The organism is Pseudomonas sp. 5C2 (assembly GCF_034314155.1).
Lineage (GTDB): Bacteria > Pseudomonadota > Gammaproteobacteria > Pseudomonadales > Pseudomonadaceae > Aquipseudomonas.
In genome coordinates this window covers 2,529,605-2,554,529 of the sequence record NZ_JAVIWH010000002.1, presented here as the reverse complement: position 1 = coordinate 2,554,529, position 24,925 = coordinate 2,529,605, and the positions used below count along the sequence as shown (strand labels likewise).

Here is a 24,925-nt window from a genome sequence, read left to right as displayed (position 1 = left end):
CAATAAAAAAACCGCAGCTCAATGGCTGCGGTTTTTTATTGCCGAGTTAGGATTGGTTTCTGTTACAACGCCACATCCTGCCCCAACACCACGTTCAGGGCGCTTCTTGCGTCATCCAGTTGTACCAGCGTGGCATGGCGTGCGCCGAGGGCGTCGCGGTTTTCGATGGCGGTCAGGATCGCTTTGTGGCGCGGCATCGCCAGCTCATGGAGGTTTGGTCGTTGGTTGGAGTGTTTCAACGCTTCGCGCAGGGCCAGTGACAGCATGTTGCACAGGTGGGCGAGCAGGTCGTTATGGGTGGCGTCGGCGATCCTGCTGTGGAAGTCCAAGTCTGGCTGCAACAGTGCTTCAGGCGTCGGCGCGGCTTCCATGCGTTGGTAGGCCTCGCCAATCGAAGCAATGTCCTGATCGGTTGCGTATTGGGCGGCGAGGGCGGCCGCAGCGGGCTCGATGATGCTGCGCACGCTGGTCAGCAGGTTGAAGAATTCATTTTGCGGGCTGCTTTGCATGACCCAATGCAGCACGTCCGGGTCGAGCAAATGCCATTCGCGACGTGGTTTGACCACTGTGCCGACCCGCGGCCGGGAATACACCAGACCTTTGGCGACCAACACCCGCGTGGCTTCACGTAGCACCGGCCGGCTAACTGCGTACTCTTCGCACAGGGTCGTTTCGGCAGGCAGTTTATCGTCGGGCTTGAAGCGGCCGGATACGATCTGCATGCCGATGTCCTGAACGATTCGGGCATGCATGCTTTTGCGGACGGAGGGCTTACGGTAGTCCATGAGGGGCGAGTCGTTCCTGAGCAATAAGTGCTGCGCATAATAGCATCGCGCAGGGGGGCATACAGGGCGACGATAGTATCGTCGCCCGGTTATTTATCCCGCAAACTCAGTGCGAATGACGTGGCACGTCGGCGCCACGACAGCCGACCAGGAAGTCGAAGTCGCAGCCTTGATCGGCTTGCATCACATGGTCGATGTACAGCTGGCGATAACCGCCCAGCAGTAATCCCTCTGGCGCTTGCCAGTCGGCCAGGCGCCCGGCCAGTTCAGCATCGGAGATGTCCAGGTGCAAACGGCCGTTGGCGCAGTCGAGTTCGATCCAGTCACCTTCATGCACCACCGCCAACGGTCCGCCCGCAGCGGCTTCCGGTGCCACATGCAAGACCACCGTGCCATAGGCGGTGCCACTCATGCGCGCGTCGGAGATGCGCACCATATCGGTCACGCCCTGAGCCAGCAGTTTCGCAGGCAAACCCATGTTGCCGACTTCGGCCATGCCTGGATAACCCTTCGGTCCACAGTTTTTCATCACCATGACGCAGCTGGCGTCGATGTCCAGTTCAGGGTCGTCGATCCGTGCCTTGTAGTGGTCGAAGTTCTCGAACACCACGGCCCGGCCACGGTGCTGCATCAATTCGGCGCTGGCGGCTGAAGGTTTGAGTACGGCCCCCAGTGGTGCAAGGTTGCCGCGCAGCACACAGATGCCGCCGTCGGCGCGAATCGGGTTGTCGATTGTACGGATCACTTCATCTTCGCCATAGATTGGCGCGGCTTTGTTGTTGTCGCGTAGGGTTTTACCGTTGACGGTCAGGGCATCCGGGTTGGGCAACAGATTGGCTTCATCGAGGCGACGCAGCACCGCAGGCAGCCCCCCCGCGTAGTAAAACTCTTCCATCAGGAAGCGCCCCGAGGGTTGCAGGTCGACGATGGTCGGTATACCGCGACCCATGCGGGTCCAGTCGTCGAGGTCCAGTTCGACGCCGATACGTCCGGCAATCGCCTTCAAGTGAATGACCGCATTGGTCGAGCCACCGATGGCGGCGTTGACCCGAATGGCGTTTTCGAAGGCTTCTTTGGTGAGGATTTTCGACAGACGCAGGTCTTCACGGACCATTTCAACCGCACGCATGCCCGACATATGCGCGAGCACGTAGCGTCGTGCATCGACTGCGGGAATCGCCGCGTTATGGGGCAGGGAAGTGCCGAGGGCTTCGGCCATGCAGGCCATGGTCGAGGCGGTGCCCATGGTGTTGCAGGTGCCTGCCGAACGGGACATGCCGCCTTCAGCTGCGAGGAAGTCGTCGAGGCTGATCTGCCCGGCCTTTACCTGTTCGCTGAGTTGCCAGACCACGGTGCCGGAGCCGATGTCCTTGCCTTTATGTTTGCCGTTGAGCATCGGGCCGCCGGTGACGACGATGGCAGGCACGTCGCAACTGGCGGCGCCCATCAGCAGTGCCGGGGTGGTTTTATCGCAGCCGGTCAGCAGCACTACGCCATCGATAGGGTTACCCCGGATCGCTTCTTCGACATCCATGCTCGTCAGGTTACGGGTGAACATGGCGGTAGGGCGCAGGTTGGATTCGCCGTTGGAAAACACCGGGAACTCCACCGGGAAGCCGCCGGCTTCGATTACCCCACGTTTGACGTGCTCGGCGATCTGCCGGAAATGTGCGTTGCACGGCGTCAGTTCCGACCAGGTATTGCAGATACCAATGATGGGCTTGCCATGGAATTGATGATCGGCGATGCCCTGGTTCTTCATCCAGCTACGGTACATAAAGCCGTTTTTGTCGGCAGTACCAAACCATTGGGCAGAACGCAGGGGTGGTTTTTTCTCGGAATCAGACATGGTTATTACTCTTATTGTAAGACTTAATGGCGTTTACCTTGGTTAAAATAAGCCTAAAAACCTATCTTTGGAAGAGTTGTGGCTTAAATAGTAATACTATATAGTCGATTTCCAGTGAGGGACGACCCTGCCAGTGCTGTAAGGTGCAGAGGCGATCCCCGAGGTTCCATAACAAAAACAATTGGAGACCACCTTCATGAGCCAGGAACTCAGGCTTATACGCCGCATCACCCTGAAACTGATTCCCTTCCTGATCCTGCTGTACCTGATCGCTTACGTGGATCGCTCTGCCGTCGGTTTCGCCAAGCTGCACATGGGCGCGGACCTGGGCATCGGTGACGCGGCCTACGGGTTGGGCGCCGGGCTGTTTTTTATCGGCTACTTTCTGTTGGAGATCCCCAGCAACCTGATGCTTGAGCGCTTCGGTGCCCGCCGCTGGTTCGCCCGCATCATGATCACTTGGGGCGCGATCACCATCGGCATGGCGTTTGTCCAAGGGCCGCACAGTTTCTACGTGATGCGCTTGCTGCTGGGCGCAGCGGAGGCGGGCTTCTTTCCGGGGGTGCTGTACTACATCACCCAATGGTTCCCGGTTCGCCATCGCGGCAAGATCCTCGGCTTGTTCATCCTGTCGCAACCCATTGCCATGATGATCACCGGGCCGGTTTCCGGTGGATTGCTGGGGATGGATGGCGTGTTGGGTCTGCACGGCTGGCAGTGGCTGTTCATCGTCATCGGCACCCCGGCGATTCTGCTGACCTGGCCGGTCTTGCGCTGGTTGCCGGATGGTCCGAAACAGGTGAAGTGGATGGACCAGACCGAGAAGGACTGGTTGGCCGGTGAGCTGAAAAAGGACCTGGAAGAGTACGGCCAGACCCGCCATGGCAATCCGTTGCATGCCCTTAAAGACAAGCGAGTGTTACTGCTGGCGCTGTTCTACCTGCCCGTGACCCTGAGCATCTATGGACTGGGCTTGTGGCTGCCGACCTTGATCAAGCAGTTCGGCGGTAGCGACCTGACCACCGGCTTCGTCTCGGCGGTGCCTTATATCTTCGGCATCATTGGTTTGCTGATCATCCCGCGCAGCTCCGACCGATTGAATGACCGCTACGGGCATCTGGCAGTGCTGTATGTGCTCGGCGCTATTGGCCTGTTTCTCAGCGCCTGGCTGACGATGCCGGTACTGCAACTGGCGGCCCTGTGCCTGGTGGCGTTCGCGTTGTTTTCCTGCACGGCAGTGTTCTGGACCTTGCCGGGACGCTTCTTTGCCGGGGCCAGCGCGGCGGCCGGTATCGCCCTGATCAACTCGGTCGGCAACCTCGGCGGTTACATCGGACCGTTCGTGATCGGCGCGCTGAAGGAGTACACCGGCAACCTTGCGTCGGGCCTGTACTTCCTGTCTGGCGTCATGGTCTTCGGCTTGTTTCTGACCGGCGTCGTCTACCGCCTGCTGGAGCGTAAACACGCTCTGGCTCCGACCGAATTTGCTGCCAGCGCCCGAAGCCAAAGGGCTCAGCCTGTCAGTCGTCCTTGAAGCCTGCAAAGAAGGGAGCATGCACATGCGTTTAGTACAGTTCGAATTGAGCAATGGCCAGCGTCGGGTTGGCGTGGTGGACGGCGAGCGGGTGCGCGAAGTGGTGGGCGCTGCCAGCGTTCGCGAACTGGCGCTGGCCGCCATTGAGGCGGGCGTCAGTCTGGTGCAACAGGTCGAACGCCAAGGGCTGGGTACCGATCACGATTACCCGCAACTGCTGCAAGACCTGCGCATTCTGCCACCGCTGGACCATCCCGATCCGGCACACATGCTGGTTAGTGGTACTGGCTTGACGCATTTGGGCAGTGCTGCGACGCGGGACAAAATGCACCAGCACACGGTTGATGACGCGACATTGACCGACAGCATGCGCATTTTTCAATGGGGTCTTGAGGGTGGTAAACCGACCGCTGGCCAGGCCGGAGTGCAGCCAGAATGGTTCTATAAAGGCGACGGCGGCATCGTCGTTCGCCCAGGGCGTTCGTTCCCGCTGCCGCCGTTCGCTGAAGATGCTGGCGAAGAGCCGGAGTTGAGCGGTTTGTATGTGATTGGTCCTGACCATAAGCCGTACCGTCTGGGCTTCGCCATCGGCAATGAGTTTTCCGACCATGTGATGGAGCGCAAGAACTACCTGTACCTCGCGCACTCCAAATTACGCGCCTGTTCATTTGGCCCGGAATTACGGGTCGGCGAACTGCCGCAACACCTGTCGGGCACCAGCCGGATCCTTCGTGACGGCACGGTGCTCTGGGAAAAAGAGTTCCTCAGTGGCGAGGCCAACATGTGCCACAGCTTCGAGAACCTCGAATACCACCACTTCAAGTACAGCCAATTCCTGCGTCCGGGCGATGTGCACATTCATTTCTTCGGCACCGCGACCTTGTCTTTTGCCGACGGCGTGTGCGCTCGGCCAGGGGATACGTTCGAAATCAGTCAGGCCGACTTCGGCGCCCCGTTGATCAACGGCATCGCCCCGGCTGAAGCTGCTTTTCAGCCCGGCGCCATTGGCACCCTTTAAGGAGCACCGTTCATGTCCCACATTCTTGGTTACAACTACATCGGCGGCCAGCGTAGCGCTGCCGGCCAGGTCATCGTGCACAGCGTCGACGCCAGCACCGGCGAAAAGCTGCCCCACGACTTCTATCAGGCCACCCTCGAAGAAGTCGACAGCGCCGCCAAGGCAGCCGCTGCCGCGTACCCGATCTATCGTCAATTGAGCGCAGTGAAACGGGCTGAATTCCTCGACGCCATCGCCGATGAACTCGACGCGCTGGGCGATGACTTCGTTGCCATGGTTTGCCGTGAAACCGCGCTGCCTGCCGGGCGTATCCAGGGCGAACGCGGACGTACCAGTGGCCAGATGCGCTTATTCGCCAAGGTCCTGCGCCGTGGAGATTTCTACGGTGCGCGAATCGATCAGGCGCTGCCGGAACGCAAACCGTTGCCACGCCCGGACCTGCGTCAGTACCGCATCGGCCTGGGCCCGGTTGCCGTGTTCGGCGCCAGTAACTTTCCGCTGGCGTTCTCGACGGCCGGTGGCGATACCGCTTCGGCCCTCGCGGCCGGTTGCCCGGTGGTGTTCAAGGCCCACAGCGGGCACATGGCAACCGCCGAACAGGTCGCTGATGCGATCATCCGCGCGGCGGAAAAGACCGGCATGCCGGCCGGCGTGTTCAACATGATCTACGGCGCTGGCGTGGGTGAAGCGCTGGTCAAACATCCGGCGATTCTGGCCGTGGGCTTCACCGGCTCGCTCAAAGGTGGCCGCGCCCTGTGCGACATGGCGGCAGCGCGCCCACAACCGATTCCAGTGTTCGCCGAGATGAGCAGCATTAACCCGGTGATCATCCTTCCCGAGGCCCTGGCTGCACGCGGCGAAAGCATTGCCGGCGAACTGGCTGCGTCGGTGGTTCAGGGGTGTGGTCAGTTCTGTACCAATCCCGGTCTGGTCATTGGTCTGCGCTCGCCCGCGTTCAGCGAATTCGTGCAACAGCTCAGCGCGCAGATCAACGATCAAGCGCCGCAAACCATGCTCAATGCGGGCACGCTAGGCAGCTATGCCAAAGGTTTGCAGGCATTGCAGGCGCACCCTGGCATCGCGCACCTGGCAGGCAGTGAACAGCAGGGTAATCAGGCCCGGCCACAACTGTTCAAGGCCGATGTCAGCCTGTTGCTCAACGGCGACGCGGTGTTGCAGGAAGAAGTATTCGGCCCGACCACCGTGGTGGTGGAAGTCGTCGATCAAGCCCAACTCAGCGAAGCCCTGCACGGCTTGCACGGTCAGCTCACCGCGACCTTGATCGCCGAACCGGGCGACCTGCAGCAGTTCAGCGAACTCACTGCGCTGCTGGAACTGAAAGTCGGCCGTATCCTGCTTAACGGTTATCCGACCGGGGTCGAGGTGTGCGATTCGATGGTGCACGGCGGGCCTTATCCCGCGACTTCCGATGCCCGTGGGACGTCGGTGGGGACGTTGGCGATCGATCGTTTCCTGCGCCCGGTGTGTTTCCAGAACTACCCGGACAGCGCACTGCCCGCCGCCCTAAAAAACGCCAACCCGCTGGGCATTCAGCGATTGGTGGATGGGGTGGCGTCAACGGCTGCGATGGGCTGATTCGGTGGGGAATTCAGGGTCGTTCATAAACAGAGATTGGCAGTGCGTGGGAACGTCCCGCCGTTTGGCCTATCATTCGTCCTTTAACTCAGGCGATTGAACGTTATGACCAGCACTAACCAAACCCTGCTTGCGGCCTTGCAAACGGCCAACATGTTGGAAATTGACGGGCTGCATGCCTGGGAGTTTTCTCTGGGCGACGAACATCTGGAGGTTGAGGCAATAGACGGTCGCGAGCGCAAAATCTGGCGTTTCAGCCTTGCGCAGGTGCAGGCAGCGACGTTTGATACGCAATTGCAGAGCTGGACCCTCAGCGATGGTAGTGCTGATCACCGGATCGTGTGCCTCAGCGCGTTTACGCCAAGCGATGATGATGTGGACGAAGACGTCGACGTCGACGACGCTTCCGGGCGGGACTGATTCGCGTCGACGGGTCGAGTTTCTTACGGCAGCTATACTGCGTTTCACATCGGCTCAACGGATTTGAGCCACAAACGATAGGGAGATCCATTATGAGCACCCAAGGTGCAATAAAGAAACGTGCGGGCCTGTTACCGACTCTGGTCGGGACGGTGTTGCTGGCGTTAGGACTGGTCATGGTGACCGGGGGCGTCAAGCTGGCGCAGTTGGGCGGGTCGTTTTATTACGTACTTGCCGGGGCCGGCTTTGCGTTGAGCGGGGTGTTGCTGATTCTGGCGCGGCGTGCGGCGATTGGGCTGTATGCCGTGCTGCTGCTCGTCAGCACGCTGTGGGCGTGGTGGGAAGTCGGGCTGGATTGGTGGCAGCTGGTTCCGCGCTTGTCCTTGTGGTTTGTCCTGGGCATCGTACTGTTGTTGCCGGCTGTTCGGCGTCCTTTGAGGCCGGAACATCAACGGTTTTCCACTGCCAGTCTGAGCCTGGCAGTGTTGGTTGCCGGTGCTGCAGCATGGGCCAGTCAATACACGCAGTACGATGAAATCAAGGGTGAGTTGGCACGTGCCGATGCGGGTGTGCAGCAGAGTGCGCCAAAGCAGCCTGACGGCGATTGGCAGTCATACGGGCGCAGTGCGTTCGGTGACCGGTATTCACCTCTGGCGCAAATTACCCCGGACAATGCGCATCAGCTGCAACTCGCGTGGACTTTTCGCACTGGCGATCTGCCGGGTCCCAACGATCCGCAGGAAACCACTGCCGAGAACACCCCGCTCAAGGTTAACGGCATGCTCTATCTGTGCACTCCGCACAGCCAGGTGATTGCCCTGGACCCGGATTCCGGCAAAGAAATCTGGCGCTTCGATCCCAAACTCAGCACGCAGAATGCCGCCAACTTTAAAGGTTGGGCGCACATGACCTGTCGTGGAGTGGCCTACCATGATGTCGGGGCGTATCCCTCAAGCCCTGAGGGTAAAGCGTTTTCTGGCAAAACCCCCTCTGGCAAAGCCGTCGTGGCGGTGAAGAACACCTGTCCCAGGCGCATTTTTGTGCCCACCGCAGATACCCGGCTGATCGCCCTGAACGCGGATAACGGCACGCTGTGCGAAGAGTTTGGCGATCAAGGCTCGGTCGACCTGACCCGCAATATCGGGGACTTCACCCCGGGCGGGTATTACTCTACATCGCCACCTGCGGTCACCCGCGATCTGGTGATCATTGGCGGGCATGTCACCGACAATGAATCCATCGACGAGCCGTCGGGGGTGATTCGTGCCTTCGACGTGCGCAGCGGCAAGCTGGTATGGAACTGGGACAGCGGCAACCCCGACAACACCGAGCCAATCCTGCCCGGCCTGACCTACACCCGCAACTCGCCCAACATGTGGTCGGTGATGAGCGTCGACGAAAAGCTGGGCATGCTCTACCTGCCCATGGGCAACCATACGCCGGATCAGTGGGGCGGTGATCGCCAGCAGCCTGAGCCGTACAGCGCCGGCGTGACCGCGCTGGACATTGCCACGGGCAAGGTGCGCTGGACCTTTCAGTTCACCCACCATGATCTGTGGGACATGGACGTCGGCGGGCAGCCGACACTGATGGACCTCAAGACCGAGAGCGGGATCAAGCCGGCCCTGCTGGCATCGACCAAGCAGGGCAGCATTTATGTCCTCGACCGCCGCACCGGTACGCCCATTGTGCCCATCAAGGAAACCGCTGTGCCGCAGGGTGCGGTGGAGGGTGACTTCACCTCGCCAACCCAGCCCATGTCGGCGCTGAACATGATGCCGCCGCGCCTGCGCGAAGCGGACATGTGGGGCGTGACTCCGATTGATCAGATGCTGTGTCGCATCACGTTTCGTTCGCTGCGCTATGACGGGATTTACACGCCACCCTCGACTCAGGGGTCGATCATCTATCCAGGCAATGTCGGCGTCTTCAATTGGGGCGGCATCTCCGTCGATCCGGTGCGGCAGGTTGCCTTTCTTTCGCCCAATTACATGGCCTTCACCTCGACACTGGTGCCACGCTCCGCCATGCAGGGCGGCCCTGCACGCAAAAGTGAAACCCAAGGCGTGCAGCCGAACAAAGGCGCGCCGTATGGGGTGATCCTGTCGCCACTGCTTTCACACGTGGGGTTGCCGTGCCAGGCACCGGCCTGGGGTTACGTTGCGGCGGTTGATCTGACCACCCATAAAATGATCTGGAAACACAAGAACGGTACAGTTCGCGACAGTGCGCCGCTGCCGGTTCCGTTGCCCATGGGTGTGCCGAGCATGGGGGGCACGATCAGCACCGCCGGTGGCGTGTCGTTCCTCGGCGGTACACTGGATCAATACCTGCGGGCCTATGACATCCGCAACGGCAAACAACTGTGGGAGGGCCGCCTGCCAGCGGGCGGTCAAGCCACGCCCATGACCTACACCGGTGGAGACGGTCGCCAATACGTGCTGATTATGGCTGGCGGTCATGGTTCGCTCGGCACCCGGAAGGGCGATTACGTGATGGCATTCGCGCTGCCCAAACCTTGATAACACGCCGCGATAAAACGATTGCATCACGGGCGCTGTCATAGAATCGATGGCGATAGCGCGATTGGCCAAGTAGGGCGCCCAACACCTCCAACAATTAGAGAACTGCTCATGAACCGTAAAACTCTGCCCTGGCTGGTGATGGTGAGTGGGATCAGCGCTTTCCCCGTTTTAGCGCAAAATGTCACTGAGTACGATGTGCTGGTGGGGTCATACACCCAAGGTAACAGTGAAGGCATCTACCGCTACCGGTTCGACAGTCAGAGTGGAAAGATCGACCTGCACCCGCGCCAAGTGATCAAAAGCGAAAACCCGTCCTGGCTGACGCTTTCCGACGATCAGCGCCGCCTGTTCGTGGTCAATGAGAACGGTCCAGGTCAGCGCAACACCGTGGGCAAGGTCAGCAGCTTCGCCATCAATGGTAAAAGCCATGAAGTGACACCGATCAATCAGGTCGAGAGCAAGGGCGATGAGCCGACCCATTCCAGTCTGAGCCCTGACGGACGCTTCCTGTTCGTGTCCAACTACGCCGTGCACCCCGATCCGGGCGGCGCGCTGGCAGTGGTGCCGGTGGATTCGTCGGGCAAGCTGTCCGCCGTTGCGCAAACCAGCAGCCATCCGGCCAGCCATATCGATCCAGAGCGCCAAGCGTCGTCCCATGTGCATTCGGTCGTACCGACACCGGACGGCAAGTACCTGATCGCCAGCGATCTGGGGGCCGACAAGCTGTTTGTCTATCGATACGACAGCAAGGCCAAGCAACCCCTTCAACCCGCCAGGAACCCTGCGGTGGAATTACCTGCGGGCAGCGGGCCTCGCCATGTGTTGTTCAGTCACGACGGCAAGCACGCCTATCTGACATTGGAGATGTCGGCGCAGGTGGCGCTGTTCGATTACCACGACGGGGTTTTCAAGCGCACCCAGCTGATTGATCTGGCTGACAAGAGCATGCAGCAGAAAAATAGCGCAGGAGGCCTACACAGCTCGGCGGACGGTAAATTTCTGTATGTCGCCAATCGGGGAGAGGCCAATCAGCTAGTGGTATTTTCCATCGCCCCGGCGACCGGCCAGCTCAAGGAAGTCCAGCGGCGCTCGGTCGAGGGCACTGAGCCGCGCGAGTTCAGCATTGACCCCAGTGGTCATTTTCTGTTGATTGCCAATCAGAAAAGCAACCAGATCGTTATCCTCCGCCGCGACACCAAGACCGGTCTTTTGGGCGAAACCGTGCAAAAAATGGACATCGACTCACCCTCTGACTTCAGATTCCTCACCCGCTAACCCCTGAATAATAGGCTTAAGCCCCGTTTTCCGGGCGCTGCAGCCTGTTATTAATTGAGTTGATATGGGCTACCAGTACAAAGCATTTCTGAGATCAGACCCCCGGGCGTAAGTTTGAGTCACGGCCTTAAACGGCAGTTATCCAACCTGAACATCCGAGGCTTACGACATGAACTTCAATATCTTCTCTGTCATTGCAGCATCCGCCATCTCCGCCGCTGTCGCCCTGCCTGCCAGCGCCAGTGTCGAGATCAGCGACAAAAAATCGAATGTCACCCAGAGCTACACCACCAAATATCTGCAACAAAGCGTCCATTTCTACGCGGCACTGGATCACAAAACCCAGCAATGAACGCCTCTCTGCAATGAATCCATTCCCCGTTAACGATAAGACCGATAACGGGGAATGGATTCGTCCACATTTTTATGGATGCTGCGTCATCCTCCGTCTCTGCAATGCCAACGACTACGCGGTCGATCAGGCGGTCAGGCGGTCAGGCGGTCATCGCGAAAGTCACGCAATGCCTGCTCGATCTCTTCTCGGGTGTTCATCACGAACGGGCCGTATTGCACGATGGGCTCACGCAACGGCTTGCCTGCGATCAATAACACCTTTGCCCCTGAGGCGCTGTGCAGTTGCAACTCACCGACGTCAGACAAGCGTACCAGACGACAGGTGTCGATTGTTTGTGGCTGACCAGCAAGTTCAAGGGTGCCCTCGTAAACGTACAGCAGCACGCGGTGGCCCTGTGGAATCTGCGGGCTGATGCTCGCGCCAGCGGGGATGTGCAGGTCGAAATAAAACGGTTCGGTATCCGGGCGCTGCACTGCACCCGCCTGTTGCACCTGACCGTCGTCGAACTGCCCGGCGATCACGACCACTTCCACACCAGCCTTCGTGGTCAACCGGGGAATGTTCTGCGGTTGAATGTCTTGATAGCTGGCGGGGTTGAGCTTGGACTTGGCCGGCAGGTTCAGCCACAGCTGAAAACCGCGCATCACACCTTCCTCCTGCTCAGGCATTTCGCTGTGGATAATCCCGCGGGCTGCCGTCATCCATTGCACACCACCCCCTTCGAGCAAGCCTACGTTGCCCAGATGATCCTCGTGGCGCATCCGACCTTCGAGCATATAGGTGACCGTCTCGAAACCTCGGTGCGGATGCGCAGGGAAACCGGCAATGTAATCGTCGGGCTTGTCCGAGCCAAACTCGTCGAGCATCAGGAACGGGTCGAACAGCTCCATGCTTTCGCCGCCGAACACACGAGTCAGGCGCACGCCGGCACCGTCGGAAGTAGGCTGACCGGCTTGAATCGCCAGCACGTTGCGAAATTGAGTCATCACGGCAGCTCCTGATCAGGTGGGAATGGCGACTATGTTATGCCTGTCCCGTTGAGGGAATGGTGCGATTTTTATGCCTTGGTTATCAATTATTCTGATGCTTTCCCCTGTCAGCGGCAGTTGATCGTTATGGCCAATAACAAAGCAGGCAATAAAAAGGCCAGCCTGTTACCCAGGCTGGCCGTTTTGTGACGCTTGCTCAGTTGCTCAGTTGCTTACTCGGCAATCTGCAACTTACGCGCTTCGGTGTAGACGTAGCGCACTTTCTCGTACTCGAACGGTGAGTTCGCCTGACCATAGCGGAAGCTGTTGGTGTAGCGCCGGTCGATAGCCCGCAACAGGTAGATTTCCGGGTGATTGTCGCTGACCTGGGCGACATTGAGGAAGTTGATCTGCGATTCGGCCGTAAAGTCGAAGACCAGCCCCGCGGTGTCACGCAGGTTCGATGGCCCGAGGATTGGCAGGATCAGGTACGGACCACTTGGCAAGCCATAGAAGCCCAACGTTTGACCAAAGTCTTCGCTTTGACGTGGCAGGCCCATCATGGTCGCGGGGTCCCACAGCCCGGCGACGCCGACCGTGGTGTTGAGCAGCAATCGGCCCGTAGTGTTCAGCGAGCGGTGGCCCTTGAACTGGAACAGACTGTTCAACAGGTTCGGGATATCGCCCAGGTTGCTGAAGAAGTTACTGACGCCGGAGCGCAAAAAGTTCGGTGTGATGTAGCGATAGCCGTTGACCACCGGCAGGAATACCCACTCATCAAAGCGATAGTTGAAGTGATACACCCGACGGTTCCACGACTCTAACGGGTCATAGACGTTGAGGGCGTTGAGGGTCGCGCGTTCGAACTCTCGCTGGTCCAGGCCCGGGTTGAATTTCAGTGACTTCAACGGTTCGGTGAAACCGTCCGGATTGGAGACCCTGGCAACGGTCGGGGGATGGGCCGCTGGTGGGACATCGGCCGCATGGGTTACGCCTGCGCACAACAGGGCAGCGATAAACAAGAGATGTTTAGCCACGGAAGAACTCCAGCATGGCGTCGCTGTTGACGCGGTAGTTAATGTTGCCGCAATGGCCGCCGTAGGGATAAACAGTCAAGCGGTCACCAAACGTTTTGCGCAGGAAACCGAGGTCGCCAGGGCCAAGAATTACATCGTCGGCGTTATGCATCACGGCAATTTTCGAGCTGTTGTGCAGGTAATCCTTGAGCGCGTAGAGGCTCACTTGATCCACCAGTTGCAGCAGACTGCCGCCGTCGGTGCGTGCACGCCACATCGGGATGACCTGTTCAGTGATGTAACAATTGAAATCACATTGCAGCGCACGCTTGAAGAACGGGGTCAGGCTGGTCCCTTCACTGATCGGGTATTTGGGTGGGGTGATCAACCCGCGGCGGTTGATCAGGTCGGAGGTGAAGGCGATATCGGCCACCGAGAAACGGAAGGTGCTGCCAATCAGCATCGCCATCTGTTCATTGGTCAAGTGCTGCTTGGACTGCTGGAAGTCAAAAAGCACCGCGTCGTTAAGATCGACGTAACCTTTCTGTTTGAAGTAACGGGTCAGCTTGGCCAGTACCAGTTCGTAGAACGTGGTGCTGTTATTAATGCCCTTGACCTCAGTCTGTACCAGTTTGTCGAGGTTGGTAATCGAGGTGTAGAGGTTGACCGGCGGATTCAGCAGCAGCACCCGCTTGAAATTGAAGCTGCGTCGGGTTTCGTCCAGGTGGGCGACGAAGGCTGCATCCAGTGCGCCCAGGCTGTAACCGGTCAGGTAGTAATCAGTGATCTGCACGTTCGATTGTTGGGCACGCACGGCCTGCATCACCCGATACAAGTCTTCCGCGTCGTCCTTGGAAACTCCGGGTGTTGCAAAGCGCGAGGCGGCACTCATGAAGTCGAAGCTGGAGGGCGACGATAACTGCACGACGTTATAGCCAGCACCGTAGTACAGTTTTTTCAGGAATTCGTTGAGCGTACTGGTGTACGGCGCGCCGGTGCCCGCAATCAAAAAGACCAACGGAGCCGGATGATTTTGCTTGGCCAGACGATAGCGCAGTTTTTTCACTGCCCAGAAATTGTCAGGCAGCGTGAAATCGCGTTCAGGACGCAAGTTAAGGGTGTAATCGGCTTGATCGATATCGGCATCGGCCGGTAGGTCTGGACGCAGGTCCGCAGGTGTTGTGGCAATGGTCGCTTCGAAGGGGTTGGTCAGGGGGAAGCCATAACTGGTCGGGTCGACATCGACCGCCAGAGCGGACGCACTCAAAATGAGGCCGCCGAAAACGGCAGCGCAGCGCAGAAAACGGAGCATGACTAAATCCCTTGGGGAAAGTGCTGAGTGAGGTACGCAGGTTATGACCACTGGGGTAGTGCCAAAGTGCCGTACTTGCAAGCGAACGCCGTGTATAGGTTTGAGACGATACACGTTCTGTACCGTTAACTGACAGTAAAGCCAGTCTTATTATTGCTGGAGCCCCTTGCATAAGGGTGTCGGGCGATTATGCTGGGCGCCGTTTCCGGTTTCGGCCGCGTTGGTTTCTGGAGTATTGCATGTCCCGCCGTCTGCCACTGATTGTGCTGCTGATCGTTCTGCCGCTCTGGCTCGCTGCCAGCTATGGTTTACGTTATTCGTTGATGGAGGATGCCCGCTGGGTCGGTCTCTGCGCCAACGAGGCATTGAACTGGGAATGCCAGATGCGTTCGAGCCTTGGGTTGATGATTCATTTCGGGGTGATCGCCTGGGCGGCGTTGGTGACATCGGTCATCGCTTTTTGTGTGCCAGGTCGGGCCGGATGGGGTTTGGCAGTGCTAGCGGTGCTGTTCGGGATTCCGGCGCTGGTGCTCTACAGTGCGAGCCTTGCAGTGTTTGCCGTAGTGATTGCCGGGTTGCGGTTGGTCAGAGCACCGCGCGCTGTGCGTTGATTCAACATCCAGAATCTCAAACCCCAGACAGCACTGAGGGGAGCCGAAGCTCCCCTCTAATCGTATTGCGTGCTCTTTTTTTATTATTGTAGGGTGGCCTGTTCTTGTTTTTGGCGACCTGTCCCTTTACTGCTGTTTTGTGCGATCCCATTGGGGATCAAGAGCAAACGTATTTTTTTGAGCGCTGACTTGCTTTGATCACTGATGTGACCCAACCCGTTGGTAGCTACCTGAGGTAGTTTTATTGTTCTCTGCCCGGTTGCGGGATCGAAACCCCGGTAAAGCCCTTCCACTCCAAAAAAATCTGTTAGCTGCGTCTCTGTCCGTGTTGTTCTTGTTATGTCAGAGCCGATACGTATTGTTTTTATTGGGTTGCTGCTTTGTTTTTATTTTTGTTGTGCAAGAGATATAGCATGAGCCGTGCCAGTTTATAGAAATCCTTTAAAATCAGTAACTTAAATAAAATCGTATCGGTGCGGTCGATAAAAATCATCAGCATTTGTTTCCGTGTTACCCGAATGGGTACCGGCCTTTGTGTGGCCGGTAACACAATGGGTACATTCCCAGCCTGTTCAGGCGTGACGGACCCGCAAACAACGCCACAGCGCAGCGGTCAGCAGCAGGCTGACCAATGCCCAGCCCAATGCCTGCTGGCTGGCGAGCCCTTCCTGGAACAACTGCGGCGCGACACCGGCACCGACGATGAACGTCAGCAGCGCGACTTCCCGGCGCGGAACACGCACTGGCCGGAATAGATAGAACAAGGCGGGCAGTATCAGGGTCGGCGTGGGAAAGCTGCGGTAGCGCGGGTCAAACACCATGGCCAGCATCATCACCGCTGCGGCGAACCCCGTGGCGGTTACCCACCAACCGGCGCGGGCCTCAAACCAGAGGAATGCGCGAGCCCGCCAGCCGTCTTTGGCCGACAGCGCCAGCGCGGCATGGGTCAGCACCAGCAGATTCAAACCAACCAACAGCACGGCCCAGACCCATTCGCCCGCAAAACGATTAGTAATCCGTGCCAGCTCGCCCCAGTTGCCGACGCAGCAAGCACCCAGCGCGGCCAGCAGCGGTAAGACCACCGCCGCGCGTGTGGTGGACACGCGGCCAGCAACTGCCAAAGTCATCGCGAATAACAGCCCACTGACGGCCAGCCAGAAAGGCCAGTAAGGCAGGTTGGAAACCGGGCCTGCGAGCACGCCTTTCTCCTGGCGGTCTGCATCGAACAATCCCCAGTAACCGCCTACCGCGCCTTCGGCGGCGCGTTTCCACGGCTGGTCAAAGGCTTCTATCAGGTTGTAGTGCCAGCCGTTCTGTTCGGCCATGGCGACAAAACCACGAATGAATCGTGCTTCGTTGGCTCGGCTCGGCACAGCGGTTTCCCGCTGGCGACCTTCGCTGGGCCAGCCGGTCTCGCCGATCACGATGTCTTTGGGCGCAAAGCGACTGCCGAAGATCTGACGAATCTGTGCGACATGCTCCAGAGCGTCGTCGATGCCCTTGGGATCATCTTCCCAATACGGCAACAAATGGATGGTCAGAAAATCCACTGCAGGCGCGACTTCCGGGTACTGCAGCCAGAACTCCCACACGTCGGCGTAGGTCACCGGTTGTTTGACCTGGCCCTTGACCTGAAGAATCAGCTTCGCCAACTGCGAGCCGGTCACTTCCTTGCGCAACAGCGCTTCGTTGCCGACGATCACCGCAGTGACCACGTCAGCGTTGGTATTGGCCGAAGCGATCAGTGCATCGACTTCCTTGGCGGTGTCCACGGGATTGGCATTAACCCAGGCGCCTAGCATCAGCTTCAGCCCGTGTTTGCGCGCGAGCGCCGGAATGGCTTCCAGTCCGGTCATGGAATAGGTGCGAATGCATTGGAATCGGGTGGCGAGCAGGGCCAGGTCGGCATCCATCCGTTCCGGTCGAAGTTTGAAGGGCTGGTCGAACGGGGATTGATCCTTGTCGAACGGGGTGTACGAGGCGCACTGCAATTTGTGCGTAGGCGTGGCCGCGTCCGGCAGAATCACCGGCTTCCCCAGTCCATACCAGAAGCCGCAAAGGGCGAACAGACCAAGCAGACACGCGAACAGATAAGGTGCAACGGGAAAGCGGGAAATCGCAGGCATGATGGGGCCGTAATGGGGCTGAGGCCGGCATGTTACCTGTATTTTTCCAGGGCAGGAGAAGCTCTTTGGCGCTGACCTGAAGAGGGACATGCAAAGTTCGGGCGGACTAGACCACTTATTTAGGGTGGTTTGTCGTTGATGGATTGGTGATGTCGTTTCTCGGTGCCTTGAGGTCGCTGACAGAGCAGGAGGCATCCCCCTGCAGGTTGATTATCAAGGTGCCAGCACGGTGAATGTGTCTGTGCAGGTGAACAGGCGAAGCGTGAAGGGGCGGCAGCGCTCCAAAGCCGGGCATGAACTGCGGTCCCTAAAAACAACGTTAAACATGCTCGACATGTCGTCGGGCCTAGCACTTTCGGGGAAGTAACGATGAAGATTCGACGAATCCTTGGCGCAGGTGCCGCTCTGGTACTTGCGATCAGCTCCACGCTGGCGATTGCAGAAACTAAATCAACGCTTAGCATCGGCTATGTCGATGGTTGGTCTGACAGCGTTGCCACGACCCATGTGGCGGCTGAAGTGATCAAGCAGAAGCTTGGTTATGACGTCAAGCTGATGCCGGTTGCGACCGGGATCATGTGGCAGGGCGTTGCGACCGGTAAACTCGACCTGATGCTGTCGGCCTGGCTGCCAGTCACGCACGGCGAGTACTGGACCAAGAACAAGGACAAGGTTGTCGACTACGGTCCTAACTTCAAAGATGCCAAAATTGGTCTGATCGTCCCGGAATACGTCAAAGCGCAAAGTGTTGCCGACCTGAAAACCGATGACTCCTTCAAGAAAAAAATCGTGGGCATCGACGCCGGTTCAGGCGTGATGCTGAAGACCGATCAAGCGATCAAGGACTACAACCTGGAGGGCTACAAATTGCAGGCCAGTTCCGGCGCTGCAATGATTGCCGAGTTGACCCGCGCTGAAGAAAAGCATGAGTCCATTGCCGTCACTGGCTGGGTTCCGCACTGGATGTTTGCCAAGTGGAAACTGCGCTTCCTTGAAGATCCAAAAGGCGTTTATGGCGCAGCCGAGACAGTGAACAGCATCGGCAGCAAGGGTTTAGAGAAAAAGGCACCTGAAGTGGTGGCCTTCCTGAAAAAATTCTCCTGGAACTCCAAGGATGAAATCGGTGAAGTCATGCTCGCGATCCAGGACGGCACCAAGCCTGAAGTCGCCGCGAAAGACTGGGTTGCCAAGCACCCGGAACGTGTTGCCGAGTGGACTAAGTAAAAGCGCTTAAACGCGTCTACGTCGCACCTTTCAAGGCCATCTTGCATTCCTGCAAGATGGCCTTTTGCCTGACTATAACTGCCCGCCATCCGCGCCCTCTCGCTTAATCATCCCCCTGCTTTATTCAAATAAGCGTGCGTCGTCGCGCATCGTAGCTAATGTCGTTCTAATACTAAGGTCGTCTGGAGTGCGCTCAGGACCAGACTAAAGTGTAATTCGTTCAAACTCATCTGTGCTGCGAGGACAAAAATAATGAACGACAGCATTTACATCTCGATTCAAAACAGCCCCCTTTTTAAGGAGCTGGTCTCAAAAAGAGAGCGGTTCGCTTGGATTCTTTCAGCGATCATGCTTGGGTTGTATGCGGGCTTTATCTTTTTAATCGCTTATGCGCCACAGGTTCTCGGGGGCAAAATCAGCCCTGAATCATCAATCACGTGGGGGATCCTGATAGGGGTCGGGCTGATTCTTTCAGCGTTTATCCTCACCGGGATCTATGTATACCGTGCGAACGGTGAATTTGATGACCTGAACAAAGCGATTCTGAAGGAGGCCCAACAATGATCCGGCGACTACTAACGGCCCTTGGCCTTGCTGTGTTCGCACCGACTCTGTGGGCGTCTGAAGCGCTTACCGGTGCAGTGCAAAAACAACCGCTGAACGTTGCTGCTATTGCCATGTTTGTGGTGTTTGTCGGCTTCACCCTGTGCATCACCTACTGGGCGTCCAAACGCACCAAGTCGGCGGCAGATTATTACTCGGCGGGCGGTAAAATTACCGGTCTGCAAAACGGTCTGGCGATTGCTGGCGACTATATGTCGGCAGCATCATTCCTGGGGATTTCCGCGCTGGTGTTCACCACCGGCTACGACGGCCTGATCTACTCGATCGGCTTCCTGGTGGGTTGGCCGATCATTCTGTTCCTGATCGCCGAGCGCCTGCGTAACCTGGGTAAATACACCTTCGCTGACGTGGCATCCTATCGCTTAGGTCAGACCCAGATTCGCACGCTGTCTGCCTGCGGCTCTCTGGTGGTGGTTGCGTTCTACCTGATCGCGCAAATGGTCGGTGCCGGCAAGCTGATTCAGCTTCTGTTCGGTCTGGACTACTACATCGCGGTGATTCTGGTGGGTGTCCTGATGTGCATGTACGTCCTGTTTGGCGGCATGTTGGCGACTACCTGGGTTCAGATCATCAAAGCGGTGTTGCTACTGTCGGGTGCAACCTTCATGGCAATCATGGTCATGAAGCACGTTAACTTCGATTTCAACACCCTGTTTTCCGAGGCGATCAAAGTTCACCCTAAAGGTGAAGCGATCATGAGCCCGGGTGGCTTGGTGAAAGACCCTGTGTCTGCGTTCTCTCTGGGTCTGGCACTGATGTTCGGTACCGCTGGCCTGCCACACATCCTGATGCGCTTCTTCACCGTGAGCGACGCTAAAGAAGCTCGCAAGTCGGTGCTCTACGCAACAGGCTTCATCGGCTACTTCTACATCCTGACCTTCATCATCGGCTTCGGCGCGATCCTGTTGGTAAGCACCAATCCGACCTTCAAAGACGCTGCTGGCGCGCTGTTGGGCGGTAATAACATGGCGGCGATTCACCTGGCCGATGCAGTCGGTGGCAGCTTGTTCCTGGGCTTCATCTCTGCGGTAGCGTTCGCTACCATCCTGGCAGTGGTTGCAGGTTTGACCCTGGCTGGCGCAACAGCGGTGTCTCACGACCTGTATGCCAGTGTAATCAAGGGCGGCAAAGCCAACGAGAAAGATGAGATTCGGGTATCGAAGATCACCACTCTCGCACTGGGTGTTCTGGCTATCTTCCTGGGCATTCTGTTCGAAAACCAGAACATCGCGTTCATGGTTGGCCTGGCGTTCTCCATCGCGGCAAGCTGTAACTTCCCTGTCCTGTTGCTGTCCATGTACTGGAAAAACTTGACCACCCGGGGCGCCATGATTGGCGGCTGGATGGGCTTGGTCAGCGCAGTAGGTTTGATGATCCTTGGCCCAACCATCTGGGTAACGATCATGCACCACGAGAAAGCCATCTTCCCGTATGAATACCCGGCGCTGTTCTCCATCGCCATCGCGTTCATCGGTATCTGGTTCTTCTCCATCACCGACAAGTCCAAAGCGGCAGAGGGAGAACGTGCCTTGTTCTTCCCGCAATTTGTCCGCTCGCAGACTGGCTTGGGTGCCACCGGCGCCGTCGCTCACTAACGTCTGTTGATGTCATGAAAAAAGCAGCCTTCGGGCTGCTTTTTTTATGGACGTGAAAACGGTTATTTTTGCTGAACCATAAAAAACCCCGCTATAAAGCGGGGCGTTCTGCAGCCAGCGGACTAGATCCTGCCGAGCAGGACCAGGATTAACAGAATGATCAAAACAGTCCCGATGATGCCCGATGGCCCATAACCCCAGTTTCTGGAGTGCGGGAATACCGGCAGGCCGCCAACGAGCAGCAGGATCAGGATGATGATAAGAATTGTGCCGATGCCCATGACGAGTTCCCTCTTGGTGAGTGGCTTCTGCAGTTCACGCAGTTAACGCCCAATGCGTAAAGTGTGTGCTGCTTAAATGATCCGACTGCGGCTGTTTGAAAAAAGTCCGTGGTCTGTGTCGTAATATTTCATGGGGGGGCAGAACTGTGCTTTATCACATCGCCGCCGATGCCGTTGTCCTCATGCATGTGCTGTTTATTCTCTTTGCCTTGTTCGGTGGATTACTGGCGATACGTTGGCGCTGGCTTATTGCACTGCACCTTCCGGCGGTTGCATGGGGCGCGGCTGTCGAGATATGTCATCTGTACTGCCCGCTTACACCGCTGGAAAACGAGTTGCGCGTGAAGGCGGGTGATCAAGGTTTCAGCGGTGGGTTTATCGAGCATTACCTGATTCCGCTGATCTACCCTGCGGGGCTTACGCCGCAGACCCAGTTGTGGTTAGGCGCTGGGGTTGTGGTGATCAATGGGGTGGTTTATTTCTGCTTGATAAGACGTCATTGGCGTCAGCGCAACGCCTTATAAGCCGTGGGTTTGCCCTTGGTATTCAGCAATTGGATGGTGAGGTGTTACGGGGATGACCTTCGCTACACTGCGACTCATCTTCCCCGGAACAACAAGGCATTCCCCTATGCAAAATCGCATGATGATCACCGGCGCCGGGTCAGGCCTGGGTCGCGAAATCGCGCTGCGCTGGGCCCGTGAAGGCTGGCAGTTGGCGTTGTCGGACGTCAATGAGCCTGGCTTGCAGGAAACCCTTAAGTCAGTACGCGAGGTTGGCGGCGACGGTTTTATCCAACGCTGTGATGTGCGGGATTACAGCCAGCTGACGGCCTTCGCCCAAGCGTGCGAAGAGAAGTTTGGCGGCATAGACGTTATCGTCAACAACGCGGGCGTTGCCTCCGGTGGCTTTTTCAGCGAGCTGTCGCTGGAGGATTGGGATTGGCAGATCGCGATCAACCTCATGGGCGTCGTCAAGGGCTGCAAGGCGTTTTTACCGTTGCTGGAAACGAGCAAGGGCAAGATCATCAATATCGCGTCAATGGCCGCCTTGATGCAGGGCCCGGCCATGAGCAACTACAACGTGGCCAAGGCCGGCGTCGTGGCGCTGTCGGAAAGCCTGCTGGTCGAACTGCATCAACAGGAAGTCAGTGTTCACGTGGTATGCCCGTCGTTTTTTCAGACTAACCTGCTCGATTCTTTCCGTGGTCCAACCCCGGCGATGAAAGCCCAGGTTGGCAAACTGCTGGAAAGCTCGCCAATCACCGCCAGCGATATTGCCGACTACATCTTTGAGCATGTCGCCCAAGGCGAATTCATGATCCTGCCCCACGAGCAAGGACGCATGGCCTGGCAGCTGAAACAGAAGAATCCGCAGATGCTCTACGACGAGATGATTTCCATGGCCGAAAAAATGCGCGCCAAGGCAAAGCCGGGTCGCGAGTAAGTAGATCGCATGCCACTGTTTTCGCGAAGGCTTGCTCCGCCTCCAGCATGCAGTTAGGGTTGCCGGCATCTGCCCCAGCAACCTTGACGAGATGCCGACGTGCTCAACTATCTGTGGTTTTTTCTTGCGGCGTTGTTCGAGATCGCCGGTTGTTATGCATTCTGGATGTGGTTACGCATGGGCAAGAGCGTGTTATGGGTGCTGCCGGCGCTGCTCAGCCTGACACTGTTTGCGTTGCTGTTGACCCGAATCGAAGCCACATACGCCGGACGTGCCTATGCGGCTTATGGTGGTATTTATATCGTTGCATCCATTGGTTGGCTGGGGCTGATCGAGCGGGTTCGGCCACTGACGTCCGATTGGCTGGGCGCCGCACTCTGCGTAATCGGCGCCAGCATCATCTTGTTCGGCCCACGATTTTCTAACGCCTGAGAAACCCAAAACCTGTCTGCGTTGCTGACTTCTCCTATGGTTTTGATCGCCATGTGGCCCTATTCCGTAGGATCGGTCTGGCCGGAATGAAGGGCATTACTGATTTACTGCAGATGCATTGAAGAGGCCGATTTCGCCGTGCAGTCTTTGCTCTTTGTAACAAAAGAGGGCAGGGAGAATGCTTATATTGACGCGAGAAGTTGGAGAGACCTTTTCAATTGGTGATGACATCACCGTGCAAATTCTGAGCGTGAACGGCAATCAGGTCCGGCTGGGAATTACCGCACCCAAGCACATCAAAATCAATCGAGCGGAAGTCTTCAGACGCATCGCCAGTCGTTTGGCGGAGCAAGACCCGGAGCCCACGGCGTGACCGGTATCAGCCGAACCATTCCTTGGGCACGTCGTGTTTGAGCATCAGTTGGCACTGCTGGCTTTCCGGTTCGAATACGATCACCGCCTGACCCTTGCCCAAGGCATGACGCACCCTCAGCACGCGGGTTTCCAGCGGTGTCTCGTCGCCATTGTCGGTGCCGTCACGGGTGACGAAATCTTCGATCAGACGGGTAAGGGTGTCGGCTTCAAGTTGGTCGTAGGGGATCAGCATGGGGTTCTCGCATGAATTCCCGCGATGCTAGCGCGGTTGAGGTCAGCAGGCTACATCCCAGGACGATGCTTCCATCCGGGCGGCAGGAGGTTTCCCACCGCCCTATGCCTCAAACCTCCTCGGTGCGCTGACCGATCAAGCTCTCTACAGCCGGTACCCGGGTGTCGGATTCCATCTGGGCATCATGTTCGAGCTGATGGCTGAAACGCTCCAGCGACCCTTTCGCCGGCTGTGCATCGCTGGCGAACACCGGCGGGCTGAGCATGTAGGCGCCCAGCAGACGGCTCAGGGCACTGAGGCTGTCGATGTGGGTGCGTTCATACCCATGGGTCGCATCACAGCCGAAGGCGAGCAGGGCGGTGCGAATGTCATGCCCGGCCGTGACGGCAGAGTGCGCATCGCTGAAGTAGTAGCGGAATAAATCCCGGCGTACCGGCAGTTCGTTCTCGGCTCCCAGGCGCAACAGGTGCCGTGACAAGTGGTAGTCGTAAGGGCCTCCTGAGTCCTGCATCGCGACACTCACTGCATGTTCGCTGGAATGCTGACCTGGGGCGACCGGGGCAATATCGATCCCGACGAACTCACTGACATCCCACGGCAGCACGCCTGCCGCGCCGGTACCGGTTTCTTCGGTGATGGTGAACAACGGATGGCAGTCGATCAACGGCTCGGCGCCACTGTCGACAATTGCTTTAAGTGCAGCCAGCAGGGCCGCGACGCCAGCCTTGTCGTCCAGGTGTCGCGCGCTGATATGCCCGCTTTCAGTAAACTCTGGCAGGGGGTCGAACGCGACGAAGTCGCCGATGCCGATGCCCAGCGATTCGCAGTCGGCACGGGTGGTGCTGTAGGCATCCAGACGCAGCTCGACATGGTCCCAACTGATCGGCATTTCATCCACCGCCGTGTTGAACGCATGCCCTGACGCCATCAAGGGCAGGACACTGCCGCGTATCACCCCGGTGTCCGTGAATACGCTGACCCGGCTGCCTTCGGCGAAACGGCTCGACCAGCACCCTATCGGCGCGAGGGACAGGCGCCCATTGTCCTGCACCGCTCGTACGCTGGCGCCGATGGTGTCCAGGTGTGCCGAGACGGCACGGTCGGGGCTATTTTGCTTACCCTTCAAGGTGGCGCGAATGGTCCCGCGCCGGGTCAGTTCAAAGGGAATGCCCAGTTCTTCCAGGCGTTCGGCGACATAACGCACGATGGTGTCGGTGAACCCGGTTGGGCTGGGGATCGCGAGCATTTCCAGCAGGACTTTCTGCAGGTAATTCAGATCCGGTTCGAGGATTTTTGCAGGGGTCATGAGGGGCGCTCCTGAAGCGA

Annotated in this window: 24 protein-coding genes; 15 read left to right on the top strand and 9 right to left on the bottom strand. The window is 57.9% G+C overall.

Going from position 1 to position 24,925, the window contains the following annotated elements:
- Positions 1–62 precede the first annotated feature (62 nt).
- Both RGU44_RS12470 and RGU44_RS12465 read right to left on the bottom strand, forming a co-directional pair.
- Positions 63–785: a FadR/GntR family transcriptional regulator gene (locus tag RGU44_RS12470; protein ID WP_322180738.1), complete on the bottom strand. Its 723-nt coding sequence runs from the start codon at positions 783–785 to the stop codon at positions 63–65.
- Positions 786–891: 106 nt separating this feature from the next.
- The gene (locus tag RGU44_RS12465; RefSeq protein WP_322180736.1) at positions 892–2,634 is read right to left on the bottom strand and encodes an IlvD/Edd family dehydratase; all 1,743 of its coding nucleotides are present in this window, start codon (positions 2,632–2,634) and stop codon (positions 892–894) included.
- 196 nt (positions 2,635–2,830) lie between these two features.
- On the opposite strand from RGU44_RS12465, the gene RGU44_RS12460 reads away from it, so the two are divergent.
- From RGU44_RS12460 to RGU44_RS12430, 7 genes are all read left to right on the top strand, one after another.
- Positions 2,831–4,168 carry an MFS transporter gene (locus tag RGU44_RS12460; RefSeq protein WP_322180734.1) on the top strand — a complete coding sequence of 446 codons (1,338 nt, stop codon included), beginning with the start codon at positions 2,831–2,833 and terminating at the stop codon, positions 4,166–4,168.
- A 25-nt stretch (positions 4,169–4,193) separates the two neighbouring features.
- Positions 4,194–5,186, top strand: a complete 993-nt coding sequence (gene araD1 / locus RGU44_RS12455) for an AraD1 family protein (protein ID WP_322217373.1) — start codon at positions 4,194–4,196, stop codon at positions 5,184–5,186.
- Between the two features lie 12 nt (positions 5,187–5,198).
- Entirely contained in the window at positions 5,199–6,782 is a 1,584-nt protein-coding gene (locus tag RGU44_RS12450; protein WP_322217370.1) for an aldehyde dehydrogenase (NADP(+)), read from the top strand.
- 105 nt (positions 6,783–6,887) lie between these two features.
- A complete protein-coding gene (locus RGU44_RS12445; protein WP_322180728.1) occupies positions 6,888–7,202 on the top strand; it encodes a DUF5629 family protein in 315 nt (104 codons plus the stop codon).
- A gap of 92 nt (positions 7,203–7,294) precedes the next feature.
- Positions 7,295–9,724, top strand: a complete 2,430-nt coding sequence (locus tag RGU44_RS12440) for a glucose/quinate/shikimate family membrane-bound PQQ-dependent dehydrogenase (protein WP_322217367.1) — start codon at positions 7,295–7,297, stop codon at positions 9,722–9,724.
- Positions 9,725–9,835: 111 nt separating this feature from the next.
- Positions 9,836–11,002 (top strand): lactonase family protein, encoded by a 1,167-nt coding sequence (locus RGU44_RS12435; RefSeq protein ID WP_322180724.1) that lies wholly within the window; start codon positions 9,836–9,838, stop codon positions 11,000–11,002.
- 169 nt (positions 11,003–11,171) lie between these two features.
- On the top strand, positions 11,172–11,354 hold the full coding sequence (locus tag RGU44_RS12430; protein ID WP_322217365.1) for a hypothetical protein: 183 nt from the start codon (positions 11,172–11,174) through the stop codon (positions 11,352–11,354).
- A gap of 134 nt (positions 11,355–11,488) precedes the next feature.
- Here RGU44_RS12430 and RGU44_RS12425 read toward each other — a convergent pair whose 3' ends face one another.
- The 3 genes from RGU44_RS12425 to RGU44_RS12415 form a co-directional block, all read right to left on the bottom strand.
- On the bottom strand, positions 11,489–12,343 hold the full coding sequence (locus RGU44_RS12425; protein WP_322180720.1) for a pirin family protein: 855 nt from the start codon (positions 12,341–12,343) through the stop codon (positions 11,489–11,491).
- A 215-nt stretch (positions 12,344–12,558) separates the two neighbouring features.
- Complete coding sequence (locus RGU44_RS12420; protein WP_322217362.1) at positions 12,559–13,362, bottom strand: VacJ family lipoprotein; 804 nt, start codon at positions 13,360–13,362, stop codon at positions 12,559–12,561.
- Positions 13,355–14,653, bottom strand: coding sequence for a serine/threonine protein kinase (locus RGU44_RS12415; protein ID WP_322180716.1), 1,299 nt, complete (start codon positions 14,651–14,653; stop codon positions 13,355–13,357). The genes RGU44_RS12420 and RGU44_RS12415 overlap by 8 nt, the downstream gene beginning before the upstream one ends.
- Before the next feature lie 239 nt (positions 14,654–14,892).
- Between RGU44_RS12415 and RGU44_RS12410 the strand changes: the two genes are divergently transcribed.
- The gene (locus tag RGU44_RS12410) at positions 14,893–15,264 is read left to right on the top strand and encodes a hypothetical protein (RefSeq protein ID WP_322180714.1); all 372 of its coding nucleotides are present in this window, start codon (positions 14,893–14,895) and stop codon (positions 15,262–15,264) included.
- Between the two features lie 572 nt (positions 15,265–15,836).
- On the opposite strand, the gene RGU44_RS12405 is transcribed toward RGU44_RS12410, so the two are convergent.
- Complete coding sequence (locus RGU44_RS12405; RefSeq protein WP_322217359.1) at positions 15,837–17,390, bottom strand: glycosyl hydrolase family 17 protein; 1,554 nt, start codon at positions 17,388–17,390, stop codon at positions 15,837–15,839.
- Between the two features lie 369 nt (positions 17,391–17,759).
- Between RGU44_RS12405 and RGU44_RS12400 the strand changes: the two genes are divergently transcribed.
- From RGU44_RS12400 to RGU44_RS12390, 3 genes are all read left to right on the top strand, one after another.
- Entirely contained in the window at positions 17,760–18,614 is an 855-nt protein-coding gene (locus RGU44_RS12400) for a glycine betaine ABC transporter substrate-binding protein (protein ID WP_322180710.1), read from the top strand.
- A gap of 252 nt (positions 18,615–18,866) precedes the next feature.
- Positions 18,867–19,178 carry a DUF485 domain-containing protein gene (locus RGU44_RS12395; RefSeq protein ID WP_322180708.1) on the top strand — a complete coding sequence of 104 codons (312 nt, stop codon included), beginning with the start codon at positions 18,867–18,869 and terminating at the stop codon, positions 19,176–19,178.
- Positions 19,175–20,833, top strand: coding sequence for a cation acetate symporter (locus RGU44_RS12390; protein ID WP_322180706.1), 1,659 nt, complete (start codon positions 19,175–19,177; stop codon positions 20,831–20,833). The genes RGU44_RS12395 and RGU44_RS12390 overlap by 4 nt, the downstream gene beginning before the upstream one ends.
- A 122-nt stretch (positions 20,834–20,955) precedes the next feature.
- Here the strand turns inward: RGU44_RS12390 and RGU44_RS12385 are convergent, their stop codons facing one another.
- A complete protein-coding gene (locus tag RGU44_RS12385; protein ID WP_322180704.1) occupies positions 20,956–21,114 on the bottom strand; it encodes a DUF3309 family protein in 159 nt (52 codons plus the stop codon).
- Between the two features lie 146 nt (positions 21,115–21,260).
- Between RGU44_RS12385 and RGU44_RS12380 the strand changes: the two genes are divergently transcribed.
- The 4 genes from RGU44_RS12380 to csrA all read left to right on the top strand — a co-directional run bounded on the left by RGU44_RS12380 (position 21,261) and on the right by csrA (position 23,365).
- Positions 21,261–21,638, top strand: coding sequence for a DUF2784 domain-containing protein (locus RGU44_RS12380; RefSeq protein WP_322217357.1), 378 nt, complete (start codon positions 21,261–21,263; stop codon positions 21,636–21,638).
- A gap of 106 nt (positions 21,639–21,744) precedes the next feature.
- A complete protein-coding gene (locus RGU44_RS12375; RefSeq protein ID WP_322180700.1) occupies positions 21,745–22,560 on the top strand; it encodes an SDR family oxidoreductase in 816 nt (271 codons plus the stop codon).
- Positions 22,561–22,659: 99 nt separating this feature from the next.
- Complete coding sequence (locus tag RGU44_RS12370) at positions 22,660–22,992, top strand: YnfA family protein (RefSeq protein WP_322180698.1); 333 nt, start codon at positions 22,660–22,662, stop codon at positions 22,990–22,992.
- Positions 22,993–23,170: 178 nt separating this feature from the next.
- Positions 23,171–23,365 (top strand): carbon storage regulator CsrA, encoded by a 195-nt coding sequence (gene csrA, locus RGU44_RS12365; RefSeq protein ID WP_322217354.1) that lies wholly within the window; start codon positions 23,171–23,173, stop codon positions 23,363–23,365.
- Positions 23,366–23,371: 6 nt separating this feature from the next.
- Here the strand turns inward: csrA and RGU44_RS12360 are convergent, their stop codons facing one another.
- Together RGU44_RS12360 and RGU44_RS12355 are read right to left on the bottom strand one after the other, a co-directional pair.
- A complete protein-coding gene (locus RGU44_RS12360) occupies positions 23,372–23,599 on the bottom strand; it encodes a YheU family protein (protein WP_322217352.1) in 228 nt (75 codons plus the stop codon).
- 109 nt (positions 23,600–23,708) lie between these two features.
- Positions 23,709–24,905, bottom strand: coding sequence for an osmoprotectant NAGGN system M42 family peptidase (locus tag RGU44_RS12355; RefSeq protein ID WP_322180692.1), 1,197 nt, complete (start codon positions 24,903–24,905; stop codon positions 23,709–23,711).
- Positions 24,906–24,925: the final 20 nt, after the last annotated feature.